At 37.4% G+C, this 16426-nt stretch carries 18 protein-coding genes and 2 pseudogenes; 11 read left to right on the top strand and 9 right to left on the bottom strand.

Features of this window, described 5'->3' with window-relative positions:
- On the bottom strand, positions 1-541 hold a 541-nt coding region (locus CWATDRAFT_RS21685; protein ID WP_042712089.1), incomplete at its 3' end, for a DUF6444 domain-containing protein.
- A gap of 621 nt (positions 542-1162) precedes the next feature.
- On the opposite strand from CWATDRAFT_RS21685, the gene CWATDRAFT_RS21675 reads away from it, so the two are divergent.
- From CWATDRAFT_RS21675 to CWATDRAFT_RS21670, 3 genes are all read left to right on the top strand, one after another.
- Positions 1163-1399 (top strand): hypothetical protein, encoded by a 237-nt coding sequence (locus tag CWATDRAFT_RS21675; protein WP_007310424.1) that lies wholly within the window; start codon positions 1163-1165, stop codon positions 1397-1399.
- An 86-nt stretch (positions 1400-1485) separates the two neighbouring features.
- Entirely contained in the window at positions 1486-1674 is a 189-nt protein-coding gene (locus CWATDRAFT_RS41935; protein WP_197088023.1) for a type II toxin-antitoxin system RelE family toxin, read from the top strand.
- An 80-nt stretch (positions 1675-1754) separates the two neighbouring features.
- Positions 1755-2303 carry a Uma2 family endonuclease gene (locus tag CWATDRAFT_RS21670; protein ID WP_007307028.1) on the top strand — a complete coding sequence of 183 codons (549 nt, stop codon included), beginning with the start codon at positions 1755-1757 and terminating at the stop codon, positions 2301-2303.
- 49 nt (positions 2304-2352) lie between these two features.
- On the opposite strand, the gene CWATDRAFT_RS21665 is transcribed toward CWATDRAFT_RS21670, so the two are convergent.
- From CWATDRAFT_RS21665 to CWATDRAFT_RS21655, 3 genes are read right to left on the bottom strand one after another with little or no spacing between them, the layout of a single operon-like run.
- Positions 2353-3549, bottom strand: a complete 1197-nt coding sequence (locus CWATDRAFT_RS21665; protein ID WP_007307027.1) for a DNA double-strand break repair nuclease NurA — start codon at positions 3547-3549, stop codon at positions 2353-2355.
- Positions 3550-3602: 53 nt separating this feature from the next.
- On the bottom strand, positions 3603-4295 hold the full coding sequence (locus tag CWATDRAFT_RS21660) for a TIGR00266 family protein (RefSeq protein ID WP_007307026.1): 693 nt from the start codon (positions 4293-4295) through the stop codon (positions 3603-3605).
- 7 nt (positions 4296-4302) lie between these two features.
- A complete protein-coding gene (locus CWATDRAFT_RS21655) occupies positions 4303-4965 on the bottom strand; it encodes a TIGR00266 family protein (protein WP_007307025.1) in 663 nt (220 codons plus the stop codon).
- Positions 4966-5063: 98 nt separating this feature from the next.
- Between CWATDRAFT_RS21655 and CWATDRAFT_RS21650 the strand changes: the two genes are divergently transcribed.
- From CWATDRAFT_RS21650 to CWATDRAFT_RS21640, 3 genes are all read left to right on the top strand, one after another.
- A complete protein-coding gene (locus CWATDRAFT_RS21650) occupies positions 5064-5444 on the top strand; it encodes a DUF4359 domain-containing protein (protein ID WP_007307029.1) in 381 nt (126 codons plus the stop codon).
- Positions 5445-5450: 6 nt separating this feature from the next.
- The gene (locus CWATDRAFT_RS21645; RefSeq protein ID WP_007307030.1) at positions 5451-6257 is read left to right on the top strand and encodes a segregation/condensation protein A; all 807 of its coding nucleotides are present in this window, start codon (positions 5451-5453) and stop codon (positions 6255-6257) included.
- A gap of 125 nt (positions 6258-6382) precedes the next feature.
- The gene (locus CWATDRAFT_RS21640; protein WP_007307031.1) at positions 6383-7549 is read left to right on the top strand and encodes a sugar phosphate nucleotidyltransferase; all 1167 of its coding nucleotides are present in this window, start codon (positions 6383-6385) and stop codon (positions 7547-7549) included.
- A gap of 7 nt (positions 7550-7556) precedes the next feature.
- Here CWATDRAFT_RS21640 and CWATDRAFT_RS21635 read toward each other — a convergent pair whose 3' ends face one another.
- The 3 genes from CWATDRAFT_RS21635 to CWATDRAFT_RS40240 form a co-directional block, all read right to left on the bottom strand.
- A complete protein-coding gene (locus CWATDRAFT_RS21635) occupies positions 7557-8795 on the bottom strand; it encodes a lipid-A-disaccharide synthase-related protein (RefSeq protein WP_007310429.1) in 1239 nt (412 codons plus the stop codon).
- 25 nt (positions 8796-8820) lie between these two features.
- Positions 8821-9279 carry an acylneuraminate cytidylyltransferase family protein gene (locus CWATDRAFT_RS32405; protein WP_007307023.1) on the bottom strand — a complete coding sequence of 153 codons (459 nt, stop codon included), beginning with the start codon at positions 9277-9279 and terminating at the stop codon, positions 8821-8823.
- Positions 9280-9420: 141 nt separating this feature from the next.
- Positions 9421-9789, bottom strand: a complete 369-nt coding sequence (locus CWATDRAFT_RS40240; protein WP_232287165.1) for an acylneuraminate cytidylyltransferase family protein — start codon at positions 9787-9789, stop codon at positions 9421-9423.
- Here CWATDRAFT_RS40240 and CWATDRAFT_RS21620 point away from each other — a divergent pair.
- Positions 9767-11359: a Ppx/GppA phosphatase family protein gene (locus tag CWATDRAFT_RS21620; protein ID WP_232287164.1), complete on the top strand. Its 1593-nt coding sequence runs from the start codon at positions 9767-9769 to the stop codon at positions 11357-11359. The genes CWATDRAFT_RS40240 and CWATDRAFT_RS21620 overlap by 23 nt on opposite strands.
- 365 nt (positions 11360-11724) lie before the next feature.
- On the opposite strand, the gene CWATDRAFT_RS21615 is transcribed toward CWATDRAFT_RS21620, so the two are convergent.
- Positions 11725-12051: a hypothetical protein gene (locus CWATDRAFT_RS21615; protein WP_007307022.1), complete on the bottom strand. Its 327-nt coding sequence runs from the start codon at positions 12049-12051 to the stop codon at positions 11725-11727.
- A 139-nt stretch (positions 12052-12190) separates the two neighbouring features.
- Between CWATDRAFT_RS21615 and CWATDRAFT_RS21610 the strand changes: the two genes are divergently transcribed.
- On the top strand, positions 12191-12883 hold the full coding sequence (locus CWATDRAFT_RS21610; RefSeq protein ID WP_007307033.1) for a Uma2 family endonuclease: 693 nt from the start codon (positions 12191-12193) through the stop codon (positions 12881-12883).
- A gap of 39 nt (positions 12884-12922) precedes the next feature.
- On the top strand, positions 12923-14911 hold the full coding sequence (locus tag CWATDRAFT_RS21605; protein ID WP_007307034.1) for a DNA phosphorothioation-associated putative methyltransferase: 1989 nt from the start codon (positions 12923-12925) through the stop codon (positions 14909-14911).
- A gap of 30 nt (positions 14912-14941) precedes the next feature.
- On the opposite strand, the pseudogene CWATDRAFT_RS21600 reads toward CWATDRAFT_RS21605, so the two are convergent.
- Positions 14942-15205: pseudogene (locus tag CWATDRAFT_RS21600) on the bottom strand (sugar nucleotide-binding protein); the annotation flags it as partial.
- Between CWATDRAFT_RS21600 and CWATDRAFT_RS21595 the strand changes: the two are divergent.
- Together CWATDRAFT_RS21595 and CWATDRAFT_RS21590 are read left to right on the top strand one after the other, a co-directional pair.
- Positions 15193-15627 (top strand): annotated as a pseudogene (locus tag CWATDRAFT_RS21595) (helix-turn-helix domain-containing protein); the annotation flags it as partial. The pseudogenes CWATDRAFT_RS21600 and CWATDRAFT_RS21595 sit on opposite strands and share 13 nt — an antisense overlap.
- 64 nt (positions 15628-15691) lie before the next feature.
- The gene (locus CWATDRAFT_RS21590; RefSeq protein WP_007307035.1) at positions 15692-16333 is read left to right on the top strand and encodes a transposase; all 642 of its coding nucleotides are present in this window, start codon (positions 15692-15694) and stop codon (positions 16331-16333) included.
- The last annotated feature ends 93 nt before the right edge of the window (positions 16334-16426 follow it).

The raw sequence follows: 16426 nt of genomic DNA, 5'->3' as shown, positions 1-16426 counted from the left end.
GACTGTAATCTGACCATCCACAACTAGGACATTTATAGAATCCGCGACGATATTCCCTGATTTCTATGGGTTGGTCTACTACTTCAGCCACTTGCTGGACTTTTTCGGGAACTACTTCATCTCGTTCCACTGAACCCCCACAAACAGGACAGTTTTCTAGTTCTAAAGGGACTATCTTATCGGGCTGACCAAAACCATTACGGGTCTTCCCTAGGTGGTCATATTTTGGTCCGCGTTTAAATCCTTTTTTGCGTTTCTTTTTGTCAGAAGGCTTTTTTAGTTGGTCTGATGATGGGGGGACTGAACTGTTTTTTGAGTTACGGTTTTTTAGCTTATCTCTCTCTTCTTTCAATTTTTCAATTTCTTGCTGTTGTGTAGAGATTTGTTGTTGTTGCTGGTCAATCAGTCTTTGTTGAAGAGATAACTGTTGTTGTGCCTTGACTAGCCACTCAATCATGAAGACATTGTTCGCCAACTGTTCATCGGCGATAGCTCTAACTAGCTTTGAATCAATGGTAGCATTTGTGGTCATAACCCCCACTATACATAAAAATCCCCGATTTTACCTTTATGTTGTCAAGACAGATTCTTTATTGCGGTGAGCAATTACGTTGCTTGTAACAAAAATCTTAATCCTAATTCTTCACCAGTTTCGCCATTACCTTCTCCTTCACCAGTTTCGTCACCCCCTTCTCCTTCTCCTACTTATCCTTTACAAGCTGAGATAGTAGGAAAATGGGATTGTAATAGAGTGGACTCAGAAAAAGAAAACATTGGTTTACCACAAGGAACTTGGGAATTCTATAATAATGGAGATTTGATAACAACCTCTTTTTGGGAGGCTAGAAATATGCCCTATCAAACAACGGGAAATTACACTTTTATGTCCTCGAATAATATAAGGATAGAGTGGAGTGACGCGAGTTATTTTACACGATACGATGTTTCGATATCAGAAGGAGAGTTAACAATGGATAGTGAGGTTATGGATTGGTCTTGTCAGAGATTATAACGGATTCCTTAGCATCATTAATGGAAGTAATAGGAGTATTAATTAAAAATTATGAATATCAATATGTTCCTGAATTATAGGCTTAAAATTGGCATTTCTATAGAAATAATTGTGCTAAACTGTTATTAATTATAACTTTTTTAAACTCTCATGATTCAAGTTACCTTATCTCAAGATATTCTCTCAGGTATTAGCAAACTTGCTGATCAGTTCAACTTATCTGTTGATGAACTTTTACAAGAAATTAGTCAAGGAAAATTAACCGTTATTGATACAGAAACGTTAGAAGACTTATTAGATGTTCGAGATGCTATCATAGCGGAAAAAGATCCTGACAATCAAGAAAGAGTTTCCTGGGAAGATATAAAACAAGATTTAGAATTATAATTTCAAACATGACAGAATATAGAATATAGTTTCTGAAAAGTGCTAAGAAAGAACTTGAAAAACTTCCCAGAAACATTCAATAACGAATCAGCAATAAACTTGAAAGATTAAAAATAGATCCTTATCCTGCTGACGCAAAACAACTCAAAAATGGAGATGGAAGGTTAAGAATAAGAATAGGAGACTATCGAATTATTTATCAGGTTGAGAATAATATTTTAGTAATTGTGGTCATTAAAATTGGTCATCGTAGTAAAATATATAAAAATTTATAATAAATGGAAATGATAATGATTAAATTTAGAATTAATTTGCTAACATTAAATTATGATTTGATCATTGAGGTGAATAAGTTATGATTAATCCTCTGGAAATTAAGTTTGATTCTTGTCAACTGACAAATGAACAATTCTATAAACTCTGTCAAGATAACCGTGATTTACGGTTTGAAAGAAATAGTAATGGAGATATGGTAATTATGGCACCAACAGGAGGAGAAACAAGCGATCGCAATTCTGAAATTAATTTTCAATTGAGACTATGGAATAAACAATATAAACTAGGTAAAGTTTTTGAATCTTCTGGAGGTTTTACCCTTCCCAATGGTGCTGATCGCTCCCCAGATGCTTCTTGGATACCTTTAGAACAGTGGAATAATTTAACGTTAAAACAACGTCAAAAGTTCTTACCTTTATGTCCTGATTTTGTAATTGAATTACGTTCTCCCAGTGATAGCTTAAAAACATTACAAGAGAAGATGCAAGAATATATGGAAAACGGGACAAAACTAGGGTGGTTAATTAATAGAAAAGATAAACAAGTAGAAATCTTAAATAATACCACCACCTTATCAGGAGAAAATGTCTTACCCAATTTTGTTTTAGAATTAGAATTAATTTGGTAGAACTATCAACAGTAACACAACCTTTCAGGTTGTAACAATTAAAATACTTCTAAGCAATACTGCCCCGTTTTCTCGCTTCTTTATAAGAAGTTCCTACATTTTGTAAACCAAACCGAATCATTTGTTGTTCCAATAACGCAAAAAAACGAATGCGATCGCCTCCTCGGATCACTGCTTGGTTATGGGACTCAGCTAAGGCCACAGGATAACCAAAACCCTTACTTACCTGTGCTAACATAATGCCCAAAGCCTGATTTAACAACTCTTGATCCTCAAAAACCCAAGCCGGAACCTCTACCCTAGCGATTTCTGTTCCCACATTAACGTAACAAAAATAGATGCGCTGCGATTCATCGTAAAGATCGAGGATACGGGCTGAACTTTTCCAGAAAGGGCCTCGTTGTCCCGGTTGCAGACTTTCCCCCCATAACGTAGTATCCCGCAACGGTTCGATCACTTGACAAGGGGCCTTTTCTTCCCCAAAATCCATACAGTTAATGGTACAGTTTGGGGTGTCAAAGGTGCAGTTATGGAGACGTAAAAAGTTGACCCCTTCCACGCTACGGGAGGCACTGAGATAACCCATCAAAGGAATACGAGCAGCCCGTAATTGTTCCCAAGCCTCTTGAATAGGGAATAAAATTAAATCACGAGCATCATGGGCTAAACCGTCCAAAAACCAATAGACTAATGAGCCATCCACCATGGCTAAATTGGGTTCATGGTGGGCCCCTGGGGGCTTAACCCAACTACAGGCCATTTCCGCTAAAAATTGCGCCTCCAAGACGGTTCGACGATACCCTAACCATTCATCGGTACGAATACCCCATTGCCTCGAAATATAAAGGTCTTCGGGACGATAATAAACCTCTGGTAAACTATCTAATAAAGGGTGTAAATTTTGTCCATAATGAAGCATTACCCGTCCCACATTAATCAAATAACAATAGGCAATTTCGTGGTGAGACGGAGAAATTTGTGAGCCATCTGTAGCAAAGACGCTATGACTGTAAGGGGGAGGAACAATTGTTATGCGAGTGTCCAAAGGTTCCATAGGAATAGCAGCAGAAAAAATGAGGCGATCGCGCCATTTTTCGTAACTTTCAAGAAGTTCTTCTTGTCGGTTTTTTGCTTCTTTTAAGATTGTTTTTGCCAGTTCCAGACGTTGGCAACTAGCGGTCATTTCTTGTTGAAAATGTTGACTAATTCCTGGAATTTTCCCTGCTAGTTTAGCGATGTCTAACATAGTAAGTCTTTCTCCTCATCATTCTTATTATACATCAAAAAATCACAGTGATTTTAATTAACAAAAGGTGCAAAAAAAATTAATAAGGCATAAAGATGACGAGATTGTATCCAGATTTTACCGGTTCCTTGAAAATGACAAAATAGATTATGTTCCCCCACGGTTCCTATTTGTAACCCCCCAAGAGATAAACCCTCAACCTGTTGAATTTCATAGTTAAGTGTATCTTGAAAAGCTACTACATAACTGAGGTTAATAAGATAGTTCCCTTGAACCGATATTTCCTGAATATTACCATAATAATTTAGCCAGAGGTCTCCTTTTCCCAAAAGATGTAAAAAGAAGGAATCACCTTGACTAAATTGTTTAATATCGGGAGATGACATCACTCTCAATTGAACATTTTCACTACAGGCTAAAAAGGAAAAGATTTGCGTAATTATTCCTGATGTTTCATCTAAAATATGATATTCTACAGAACCAAGAATATCAGGAATCAGATAGACACTACCAGGTAATTTAGGAGCCGTTATTTCATGAATACTTAAATTAGAAGTAAGGGGAAAATTTAAGTGTAAATCTAAAGAATCGCTAATAACAGATTTACCAACTTCCAGGGAAGCATCTTTAAGGTTTAGATTAGATATTTTAATAAAAGCTTTTTCTAAGGATTTTAACTTAATCATTAAATAAGCAGCTTCTGGGTCGTTATTAATCTCATATTCAAGGTGGGGAGAACTGGTCATTGTTTATTTATTTAGATTTCAATTCTTTAGCGATTAAATGTCCCCATTTTTGTCCCTGATGGGTTTGACAGTATAATTTGCCCTCCCCAGTGAATTGTATGAAGACTTTGGGTTTTTGCCACCATTTTACTTTAAGTCGCTTTACTTGATATTTTAAACTATTTTCAAAAGCAACTAAATGTTCAACCTTTACCCAATATTCTTCTTGAACATCAATCAAATAAATCGCACCTAACCCCTTGAGTAAGACTTCACCTTCTCCTGTGAGACTTAATAAAGTTAAAGTCTGATTTTTAGAGGGAAATTTAATTTCTGGAATGCCAAAATATAGAGTCATGGTGCCATCGCAGGCCAGATAAGCAGAGGAAACAACCACCAATTTATAGTTTTTGATGGTATGAACAACAATATTACCAATCATCCCAGGAGCTAACCAAACCTCATTTTTATCGTCTAACCCACGAAATTCTGTTAAAAATAGGGATTCTGAAGCAATTGTTCTTTCATTGGATGAATTACCTTTAGCTGAACTTCTACGGAAAGTAGTATTGATCCCAATATCCCCACGCATAGCCAGCAAAGTACCTGCTTGAGTGATCAGTGTTTGATCATTTCTCAAGAGAATACGAGCTATGGAACTTTCTCGCTCATTAAGAATTTTAACTTTCATCAGCAGAAGGAAAAAACAGACACAGAAGAACAAAGCTATAATTGAACGGAAAAATTTATTTAAAATTAATTCAATCTTGATCGTGATGGCAAAATGACATGAACATACTACACATAGTAAAAGTTATTGGCGGAGTCGGTCTTATTGGCCTCGGCACCAGCATGGTATTAACCAACCCTGGGCAGAGAGATTACGAAAGTTATGCGACAGATACCCTCACCACCTATTTGAAGTATGAAGTTTGTTCCCAAGCATCGGGAGGGTTAGCTAGTTTTCTCGCTAGTCATTGCAAAACCCTGGTTGATACGGGGAAGCCCCATATTAGGCAGGTTATTGCCAAGAAAACCATTCGTCAAAATTATTTGTTATTTAGTGTTTATGAAACAGAACTGCTTCTACCCTCTCCAGTTCCCAATTATGAATTTGGAACTATAGGGGTATTTCAGCAATTTTACACCTATCAAGCCGATAAATTTTAATCACCCATGACTAATAGCCATAGCCCCACTTTAAACCCCATCAACACCAATCAGGCCACAGAAATTATCGAAACCCTGATGAACCTCGCCCAACAGGGAGAAATCGATCCTTGGGATGTTCAAGTTATTGATGTCATCGATCGCTTTTTGAATGAATTGGGTATCAACGAATATGGAGATAACATTTACGAACAGGCCACTTTACCCAGATCAGGTCAAGCTTTTTTATGGGCATCTATGCTAGTCCGTTTTAAAGCTGATTCTTTAGAACAACTAGAAAGGGACGATAGTGAGCAAGAATTTCCCTGCGAACCAGAAGAAATGACGGAAGAAGGACACAGACCGTTTCGTATTTCCGACCTAGAAAAACATCTCCGTCGTCGAACTGCTGCCCCACCCCCTCGTCAGCGTCGTGTTACCCTGCAAGAGTTGATCACTCATATAGAAGAAATTGCCCAAGAAATAGAAACAGCCACCCCCTCTCGTCGTCGTAAGGTAACCCCTAAACCCCATTCCCAAAGAGAAGCCATGAAAATGGTGACTCAATTGGCACACCAAGAAAATTTAACGGAATTAGCCCAACAATTAGAGGTTTTTTTCGGCCAACAGTGGCCAAACTCCCCCGAAATAGAACGAAAATTGGATTTAGACGACTTATTACAGCGATGGCATCAAATTAACCCCCCCCACGACGGCGAACAAAAACAAGACCGAGTTGGGGTGTTTTGGGCCTTATTACTCCTTTCATCTCAATCCAAAGTCGAATTATCTCAAGAGGAATTTTATCAAGACCTCACTATTCAAGTCCTTTGAGTTATATTATTGATCCATTAACCACTAACTGATTTCAAATCGTTATCGGGATTTAGGAATAGTTAATGGTAAACTAAGCTATGTCACCATAACTATCTCTGGCGAAGATTGAGGAAAAATTATTAATGAAAGCCATGATTCTGGCCGCTGGGAAAGGAACTCGCGTCCGTCCCATTACCCATACCATACCTAAACCGTTAATTCCCATTTTGCAAAAACCTGTGATGGAGTTTTTGCTGGAACTTTTGCGAAAACATGGTTTTGATGAAATAATGGTCAATGTCAGCCATCTGGCCGAAGAAATTGAAGGTTATTTCCGTGATGGCCAAAGATTTGGCGTACAAATAGGCTATTCTTTTGAAGGCAAAATTGTCGATGGTGATTTAGTCGGTGAAGCCTTGGGGTCGGCTGGTGGGTTACGACGCATTCAGGATTTTAATCCTTTTTTTGATGATACCTTTATCGTTTTATGTGGTGATGCTCTCATCGATTTAGATTTAACCGCCGCCGTTAAATACCATAGGGATAAAGGGGCGATCGCTACAATTATTACTAAATCTGTCCCCAAAGAAAGCGTATCGAGTTATGGGGTAGTGGTAAGCGACGAAGAGGGAAGAATTAAAACCTTCCAAGAAAAACCCTCCGTCGAAGAGGCACTCAGCACTAATATTAATACAGGGATTTATATCTTTGAACCAGAAATTATGAACTATATTCCCCCGAATCAGAAATATGATATCGGTGGTGAATTATTCCCTATGTTGGTGGAGAAGGGTGCGCCTTTTTATGCGGTTAATATGGACTTTGAATGGGTTGATATTGGCAAAGTTCCCGATTATTGGCACGCTGTTCGTGGTGTATTATCAAGGGAGATCAAAAATGTCCAAATTCCTGGGATTGAAGTTAAACCAGGGATTTATACAGGGTTAAACGTATCGGTTAACTGGGATAAGGTCAATATTCAAGGACCGGTTTATATTGGTGCTATGACTCATATTGAAGATGGGGCAACCATTATTGGTCCGAGTATGATTGGTCCTAATTGTTGGGTTTGTAGCGGCGCAACGGTGGATAATAGCGTTATTTTTGAATATTCTCGTCTCGGTCCGGGGGTGCGTTTACTTGATAAGTTGGTGTTTGGACGCTATTGTGTTGATAAAACAGGTGCAGCTATTGATGTACAAGCAGCAGCCTTAGATTGGTTAATTACTGATTCCCGTCAAACCTTCCCCGATGACACTCAAATACCACAACAGGCCATCGCAGAATTACTCAATCAAGACAATGGATAATGGATAATTAATTAAAACATTCATTGACCACACAATTAGCAATTCTTTGTGCCGCTCCTGGTTTTCCCAGGCGTTTTTGACCATTATCGGCAATATTTTTCAATTTTTTGGGATCTTTAATTAATTGAGTTAAAGTGTGTCCTACTTCTTGGGGTCTATCTACTAAGGTAACAGAGCAGCCTAAAAGACGGGTTTGATTTTGGGCAAATTTTTGGGTAAACTGGGGACCGTTTCCAGGAAAGCTAATCACGGGTTTACCTAAACCCACAAATTGTTCTGTAGCTGTTCCGGCCATGGCAATACCAATATGGGACAATTGTAAACAAGTTTGATAGGCTTGTTGACTAATAATTAATCTCTCTTGCTCCCGAGAAAATAAGATACCTTGCTCATCTGGGATTGATAAATTATAAGTGTTTATCCATTCTTTTTGCCAACTATTATCCACCAAATCCTCTTGAAAAGGAATAGAATTGAAACTAGGGGTAATAGCTGCTAAAAATAATAGTGATCGCTGAGAAAAAACTGCTTTAATACTATCAACAGCTTGCAGAATTAATTGCCAATTATTTTGGGCTTCTGGCATTCTTGAACCGGGTAATAAAAGAATGATTAAAGGTTCAGTTTCTGGGGGAAAAGTTAGAGATGGGTTCACCGAAAAATGATCCATCATCGGATTGCCTAAGTCATAAACAGGGATCGAGAATTCCCCTAAAATTTTAGCAGTAAGGCTATCTCTCACAAAAACACCGCAACAAGCGGAACGATTCATTAACCAGCGTTCCCAAGGAAAATACATCGATCCTAGCCAACGTTCAAGAAGGGATGTAGAAGCTAACCACCCTGTTTCATCTCGTAGATAATATTCTGATTTAGCAGTTCCCACAAAGGCAAACTCACCCCCACTTAACCAGGCAAACAAGAGGGGAAGAATGTCACCCACTGCTAAAATTTTGCCCCCATTTTTTCCCCATTGTTTAATGATTTGATATTGATGATAAGTAAGGGTTAATAATCCATCATTGAGATCACGCCCCATTTGCTTAATATCTTGATTAAACCCTCCCGATGGCATAGTTTTAACCGTGCCAATGATGGGAATATTGGCTTTTTCGTAGGCGTAACCTTTCCCGACTAAGGGTAATGCAGAAATCTTAGTAATCTCGGGAAACTGTCTCAATGCTTCAGCAATAGACACAGCAATAACATCTTCTCCATGGCCATTACTAATCACTAAAATTTCCATACCCATAACTCCTAACTCCTAACTCCTAACTCATAAAAAATTCTATCATCTGAAAATCTTCTTCTGAATCAATTTCCACCGCAGCTATTTCACTCATAACATAGAGAGATATTTTGCCCCCTAGTCGGTTTTTGTTTTCTTTGAGTACCCACGGTTTAAACACATAAATAGAGCCATTTTCCACATATTGGGGGTTCATATTTTGACGACGGGGACGATGACGATAATCGTAATTAATAGACTTAGCAACCCCGTTAACTTCTTCCCAGAGAAACCGATGAGACGGGGAAACCGATACCAGAGAGTCACCTTCCTCTGCTTTTAGTTTAGCGATCGCCTGATCAATTTCTGCACCAGTCCTAATAGGAGATGTACATTGTAAAAATACCAATAAATCTGGATTAATATTTTGAGCTTCTAATGCTTGTAGACTATGAATTAAAGCAGACTCAGAGGATGCCGTATCATTACCCGCATTTCTCACAAATTCTGCGATCGCTAAACTTCAAACCATTATGTAGTCTGAGTTTAACCTTGATTTGAGGGGCGAGTAAAAAATAACAGTGTGCCATTTTAAGCGATCGCTTGAAAAATAAGCCACATCTAACCTCTAGCTGATTACTGATCAGTTTGTGAGAAATGCGGGATTAGCCAAATCAGCCGGACGCTGGATAATTTTTGCGCCATATTCAGCAGAAATACTGGCAATTTCGGTATCATCCGTGGAAACATACACTTGATCAACCGAGGTAGACTCTTGAGCATCCTCGATAGAATGAGCAATTAAGGGTTTCCCTGCCAAAAGACGAATATTTTTACGGGGAACCCCTTTTGAGCCTCCACGAGCCGGAATAATAGCAATGGTTGTCATAGCCAAACCTTTTTTGATCAATAATAACAACAGACAAACACTTATTATTTTAGAGTCTTTGAGTTCAATGCTTAACAGCAACTTTCCATCAAAAAAGAGAATGTCTGAAGAAACTTGTACCATAGCAGCCATTGATATTGGTACCAACTCTATTCACATGGTAATTGTGGAAGTTGATAAAACCCTCCCTGCTTTTACCATTATTTCACGGGAAAAGGATACCGTCCGTTTAGGAGAGCGAGAACCCAAAACAGGGAACTTGAGCGAAGCAGCCATCAAGCGTTCCCTAGCTTCTTTACGACGATGTAAAGACTTAGCGGAGAGTTTCAATGTAGAACATATCATCGCTGCCGCCACCAGTGCCACTAGAGAAGCCCCCAATGGGTTGGACTTTATTTGGCAGGTACAAGCAGAAGTTGGCATCACTATCAATTTAATTTCTGGGTATGAAGAAGCCCGTCGCATCTATTTGGGGGTGTTATCGGGGATGGATTTTCAGGAAAAACCCCACGTTATCATTGATATTGGCGGCGGTTCCACGGAAATTGTTCTGGCTGATTCCCAAGAACCCCGATTTTTGAGCAGTACGAAAGTAGGGGCTGTCCGTCTCACTAATGAGTTGATCAGCACTGATCCCATCGACGAGAAAGAATTAACCTATTTACAGGCTTATGTACGAGGAATGTTAGAGCGGCCTATTGATGAAGTTAAACGGAAACTGAAACCAGGGGAAATACCTCAAGCAGTCGGCACATCAGGAACCATTGAAACTTTGGTTGCCCTTCATGCTATGCAAACTTTGGGAGAATTGCCCAGTCCCTTACAAGGGTATCAAATGAGTCGTCAAGACCTCAAAGATATGGTCAAGCAATTTGTTTCTTTGACCTACGAAGAACGGGTTAATCTCTCAGGAATGTCCGAAAAAAGAGCAGAAATTATTGTTGCTGGTGCGGTTATTATTTTAGAAGCTATGACTATGTTAAATCTAGAGACAATTACTATTTGTGAAAGGGCATTAAGAGAAGGAATGATTGTTGATTGGATGTTAAATAATGGTTTAATCGAAAATAGATTAAGTTTTCAAACGGAAGTCCGTCAAAGAAGTGTTTATAAAATTGCTCGAAAATATAAAGTTGATCTTGGTTATGGCGAGCAAGTTGCAGGTTTTGCCGTTAGTTTATTTGACCAATTATTAGGGACGCTTCATAACTGGGGAAAACCCGAACGAGAATTATTGTGGTCAGCAGCTATTTTACATAATTGTGGAGTTTATATTAGTCATTCATCTCATCATAAACACTCTTATTATTTGATTCGTCATGCAGAACTATTAGGCTTTACAGAAATGGAAATTGAAACCATTGCTAATATCGCCCGTTATCACCGAAAAAGTACACCCAAGAAAAAACATACTGCTTATAGCAAACTACCCGATAATTACCGTAAACAGATTAAACATTTAAGCGCAATTTTACGCCTTGCTGTTGCTTTAGATCGTCGTAACATTGGAGCAATAAAAGATGTTCATTGTAAGTATGACCAAGAATATCAAAAACTACATTTACATCTTATTCCCTCCAACACTAAAGATGATTGTTCCTTAGAACTATGGAATTTAGATTATAAAAAAGTTGTTTTTGAAGACTTATATGATTTAAAAATTATGGCAACTCTGGAATCTAATAATGTATAGCAATAAATAATGGTATGTTAAAAATAAGAGTATATAGCACTTCTCATACTTGTGAGGTACAGAGTTTTCTAGTTTTAGGAGTTCGGAGTTCGGAGTTCGGAGGCTCGATATTAAGTGTACCTCATGAGTCCGAGAAACCCTATATAAAAATTGGTGATAGTACTGGTAAAAATTATAAAAGTCAATAAAATGGGTAGTCTGGGGGTAAATCAGTCTAATTTAGAAGTAGTTTTTCAGAAGTGAGCAGTCAGAAGTTAGAATCAAAAAAGGTGAATTTTTATGTTATTTCAGTAGAATAATTTACTGACTGATTTCAACTTTCCACTTCCCACTTTCCACTTCTTGAATAACCCCTATACCAATTTTTAACTTAAACTTTTGCGAATATGCTCCTCAATTTTCTTTTTCTTGCTATCATCTTCTAGAGAGAATTTGCCAAAGTTAGCACTACTACTCTTGACATGAGCCATAATTTTTTGCTTACGGTCATCTTTGACCATAGGTTTTGAGACGGGTAATGGTTCTGGAGATGTCTTTTGTTCTGAAGTAGTTTCTGGAGTGGGTTCTGGAGTTTTTTCTGGAGTGGGTTCTGGGGCTGGTGTCTGTTGAGAGGTCTTTTTAGGGGAAATGTAGGCAGTTCCATCACCACTCTGTTTTAAGTGTTCGAGAATACGCTTTTTACGATCATCCATGGCCAGATTGCTTATTTGGTGAATTATTGTAATCAAATCTAATTGTAAAAGATTGATGCACCCCTGACTACTCTATATTGAGCATTTTTGCGTACAATATTAATAAGACAAAAAATAACACCATGAGGGTCTTAAGTTTATGTTAGAAACAGTGGCAAAAACTGATATTATTTATCCTAGTTCAGACGGAGAACCTGTGGCAGAAACCTATATTCACTTATACGCTATTTTAACCACCCTAGAAGTCCTCAAACAGTATTTATCAGGACAGCAAGGGACTGTTTTAGCTAATCAATTTATGTACTATAGTCAAGGACTACCAAGAATGCGAGTAGCTCCTGATGTTATGGTAATCTTTAATGTAGAACCAGGAGGAAGAGATAATTATAAAATTTGGGAAGAAAAAGAAGTTCCTCAAGTTATTTTTGAGATGACATCACCAGGAACAAAAAATCAAGATCAAGAGTTTAAAAAGACATTATACGAGCAATTAGGGGTTAAAGAATATTGGTTATTTGATCCTAAAGGAGAATGGATTCCCGAACAATTAAAAGGTTATCGTTTACGCAATACTGTTTACGAAGTAATTGAAGATAATCGTAGTGAGCCTTTACAGTTACAATTAAAAGTTGAAGGCCAGTTAATAGGTTTTTATAGAGAAGACACGGGAAAAAAATTATTGATTCCTGAAGAATTAGCAACAGCTTTACAAGAAAAAGAAACTGAATTACAAGAAAAAGAAACTGAATTACAACAGGAAAAACAAAAGTTATCTGAAATGGAAGCTATGTTAGAAAAATATCGTCAACAGTTTGGAGACTTATCGGAATAATGCTCTTGTCTGAGTTTAGGCTATTATCCAAAATATCTTATGTTTTTAACCACTGATTACTTTAGCGAAATTGTTACCTGTTGTAAAAAAAGTCCCATTGGTAAACAGTTACCAACTGCTTTATACGTTCATATCAGTGCCATTGATTCTCTTGAGATAATACTACAAGAATACGAAAAAAAAGCAAGGCTAACCGAGAAAATTGAAGGCGCAACAATTATTAAATTCGCTATAGATAGACCCACTATTTCCTATTTATTTTATCCAGACTTTGATAGCGATCCTCATCCTGCATTAACCTTAAGTATCGTGGTTAATCTAGATACAGAGAAGGTTAGTTATTGGAACTATAAAAATCAGAAAAATCCTCCAATACTACATAGAAAAGAAAGCTTTATTACCCTTGATTATCCACAATACGAAACCTTCTCCCACTTAACTAATATGGAGGAAGAATTAGACTTATTAAGCTTAAATGTACCTATCGGTACTAAAGAACAATGGGAAAAAAGACTAAATCGTAAACGGATTATTTTTGAGGGACATTATTTAGCTTGCGATTGTCCTCTTTTTCCTCAAAAAACCTTTACTATTCAAATCGAAAGGCATAAAGCAGCTATTGTTAGAAATGCCTTTTCTCGTCCTGTACGTCTAGCCTTAGACTTATTATTATTTGATGAAGAAACTACCTTTTTTGACTATGGATGTGGTTACGGAGGTGAAGTAGAAAGGATCGCAGCAGCGGGTTATAAAAGTCAAGGATGGGACCCTTATTATTGCCCCGATAATCACAAAAGGATCGCTGATATTGTTAACTTAGGTTATGTGATTAATGTTGTTGAAGATATTAACGAGAGACGAGAAGCTTTACTAAATGCTTGGCAATTAACTAATAAAGTTTTAATTGTTTCTGCACAGGTTTTGATCGATGATAGAGATAGAGGAGTTATTGCCTATGGCGATGGCATTATTACCAGTAGAAATACTTTCCAAAAATATTATGAACAAGAAGAACTAAAATTTTACATCGATCAAGTCTTAGAGGTTGATTCTATTCCCATAGGATTAGGTATTTATTTAGTCTTTCGGGATGAAATGGAAGCACAAAAATTCCGTGCATCTCGCTTTCATTCTCGGGCAAAAACACCAAGATTAATAACCAAAGTAAGACGGTTTGAAGACTATGAACACCTCCTACAACCTTTAATGGAATTTTATACCGAACGAGGAAGATTACCCGCTAAAGGAGAGTTACGAAATGAGGTACAATTAAAAGAGGAATTTAGAAGTTTTCGTCAAGCCTTTAAGGTTGTTTTACAAGTTACTTACGAAGATGATTGGGATATGATTACAGAAAAACGTCGTCAAGATTTATTGTTATATCTGGCCTTAAGTCAATTCGATCGCCGTCCAAAAATGCGAGAATTGTCTCCAGAGGTTAAGCAAGATATTAAGTCTTTATTTGGTAGCTATAATAGTGCCTGTGTTATGGCTGATGCTATGTTATATCAGGTAGGAAACTTAGAAATAATAGCTCAACTTTGCCAAAAACAAACTCTCGGAAGAAAACTTAAAAATTCCCTACTAATTCATATTAGTGTCTTAGAAAAATTAGAACCTTTATTACGTTTATATGAAGGTTGCGCTAGTCGCACAGTGGGAAGATTAGAAGAAGCGAATGTCATCCAATTTTCTTGGCGTATTCCTAAGATTACCTATTTATATTATCCTGATTTTGATGACAATCCTCACCCCATTCTTCATAGTCGGATGCAAATTCAATTAAATAATTTACGGGTTAATCATTCTGATTATGAAGAAGAGGAAAATCCCCCCATTCTACATTACAAAGATAGTTTAGTTTCTCCTGATTATCCTTTGTATGAAACCTTTAAAGAATTAACCGAGAAAGAACAAGAATTAGGTTTATTAGATGATTATCATCAAGTAAACCGCTTGCAAGGTTGGTTAAAATTTTTACAAGAAAATAATCTCAAATTGGACGGATATGACTTGATAGAAGACTAAATGATCCATAAAGCAGTAATCTTATTCTTTTTATATTTTGTTCTTTAATTGTTCTAATTCTTCTCTTAAAGATAAGGGTTGATAACCTAATTGAAATGCTTTTGAACTATCTAAAGAAGTATCAGGCGATCGCGGTGCAGCCATTACGACATCTTTCTGTAAACAAGGCGTAATTAAGTCTTGAGAAAAGTTAAATACTTCTGCCATTAAATTCCCAAATTCATAACGAGAAACCCTCTTTCTTCCTCCTAGATGTATTATCTCCCCTTCTCCCTTTTCTAAGGCTAATCTTAGCCGCAGCATCAGGAGAGAGCAATAGTTCGATTAGTCGAAGATTAGAATTAGACCGAGTACAAGTGCGTCAGTGGCGATCGCGATGGTTTGAGGAGAGAGAAAAACTGAGTGCCGCCGAAGAACAACAGGTAACGGAGAAAGCATTAATGGTCTTGATCAAAGGAATTTTAAGCGATCGCCCAAGACCTGGAACAACAAAATCCTTTACGGTCGAACAAGTAGTCCAGATTGTAGCGATCGCTTGTGAAGAATGTGAAAAATCAGACAGACCAGTGAGCCATTGGACACCTTCAGAGTTGGCGGATGAAGCCATAAAAAGAGGAATTGTCGAAAAGATTTCCCCCCGTAGTGTGGGGCGTTTTTTAAAAAGAAGCGACATTACAACCACATCTCGTTCGTTACTGGTTAAATGCCAAAATTGATGATCCCTTAAAATTTAAAAAGCAAGTCAAATATATCTGTGAACTTCATCAAGAAGCTAAAACTTTGTTAGAACAAGGAATTCATTTAATTAGTACAGATGAAATGACAGGGATTCAAGCTCTTGAGAGATTATTTCCGAACAAAAAAATCAAGCCTAAACAAGTAGAAAAAATCGAATTTGAATATGAAAGACACGGAACTTTAAGCTTGATTGCGAACTGGGATGTGGCAAGAGGAAAAGTTGTTAGTCCCTCTATTGGACCGACAAGAACAGAACAAGATTTTTCTGAACATATCCAGAGAACGATTAAGATTGATGAAAAAGCAGAATGGATTTTTATTGTAGATCAACTCAACACTCATAAATCGGAAAGCTTAGTCAAATTAGTAGCAGAAAGCTGTGGAATTACTATTGATTTGGGGAGAAAAGGAAAGGAGGGGATTTTGCAATCTATGGACAGCAGAGCAGATTTTTTATCAGATGAATCTCATCGAATTCGCTTTGTTTATATTCCCAAACATACATCGTGGCTTAATCAAATTGAGTGTTGGTTTTCGATCTTAGTCCGGCGTTTACTCAAAAGAATTACTGTCCGTTCAACTGAAGAAATATCCCAAAAAATTCTCAATTTTATTGATTACTTTAATCAACATTTTGCTAAGCCGTTCGTTTGGAAATTTAAGGGCTTTAAAGATCATAAGTGACTGGTGGATTATTTTTGCTAAGCTGCACTAGTTTATGGAACGTAGATGATGAATCTACCAGTCTTTTGATGCAGCAATTTTATGGTTATCTTC

Origin of the sequence: Crocosphaera watsonii WH 8501, assembly GCF_000167195.1 — a bacterium.
GTDB classification, from domain to species: domain Bacteria; phylum Cyanobacteriota; class Cyanobacteriia; order Cyanobacteriales; family Microcystaceae; genus Crocosphaera; species Crocosphaera watsonii.
The sequence above is the reverse complement of the archived record's forward strand: the minus strand, read 5'-3'. Positions and strand labels throughout refer to the sequence as shown.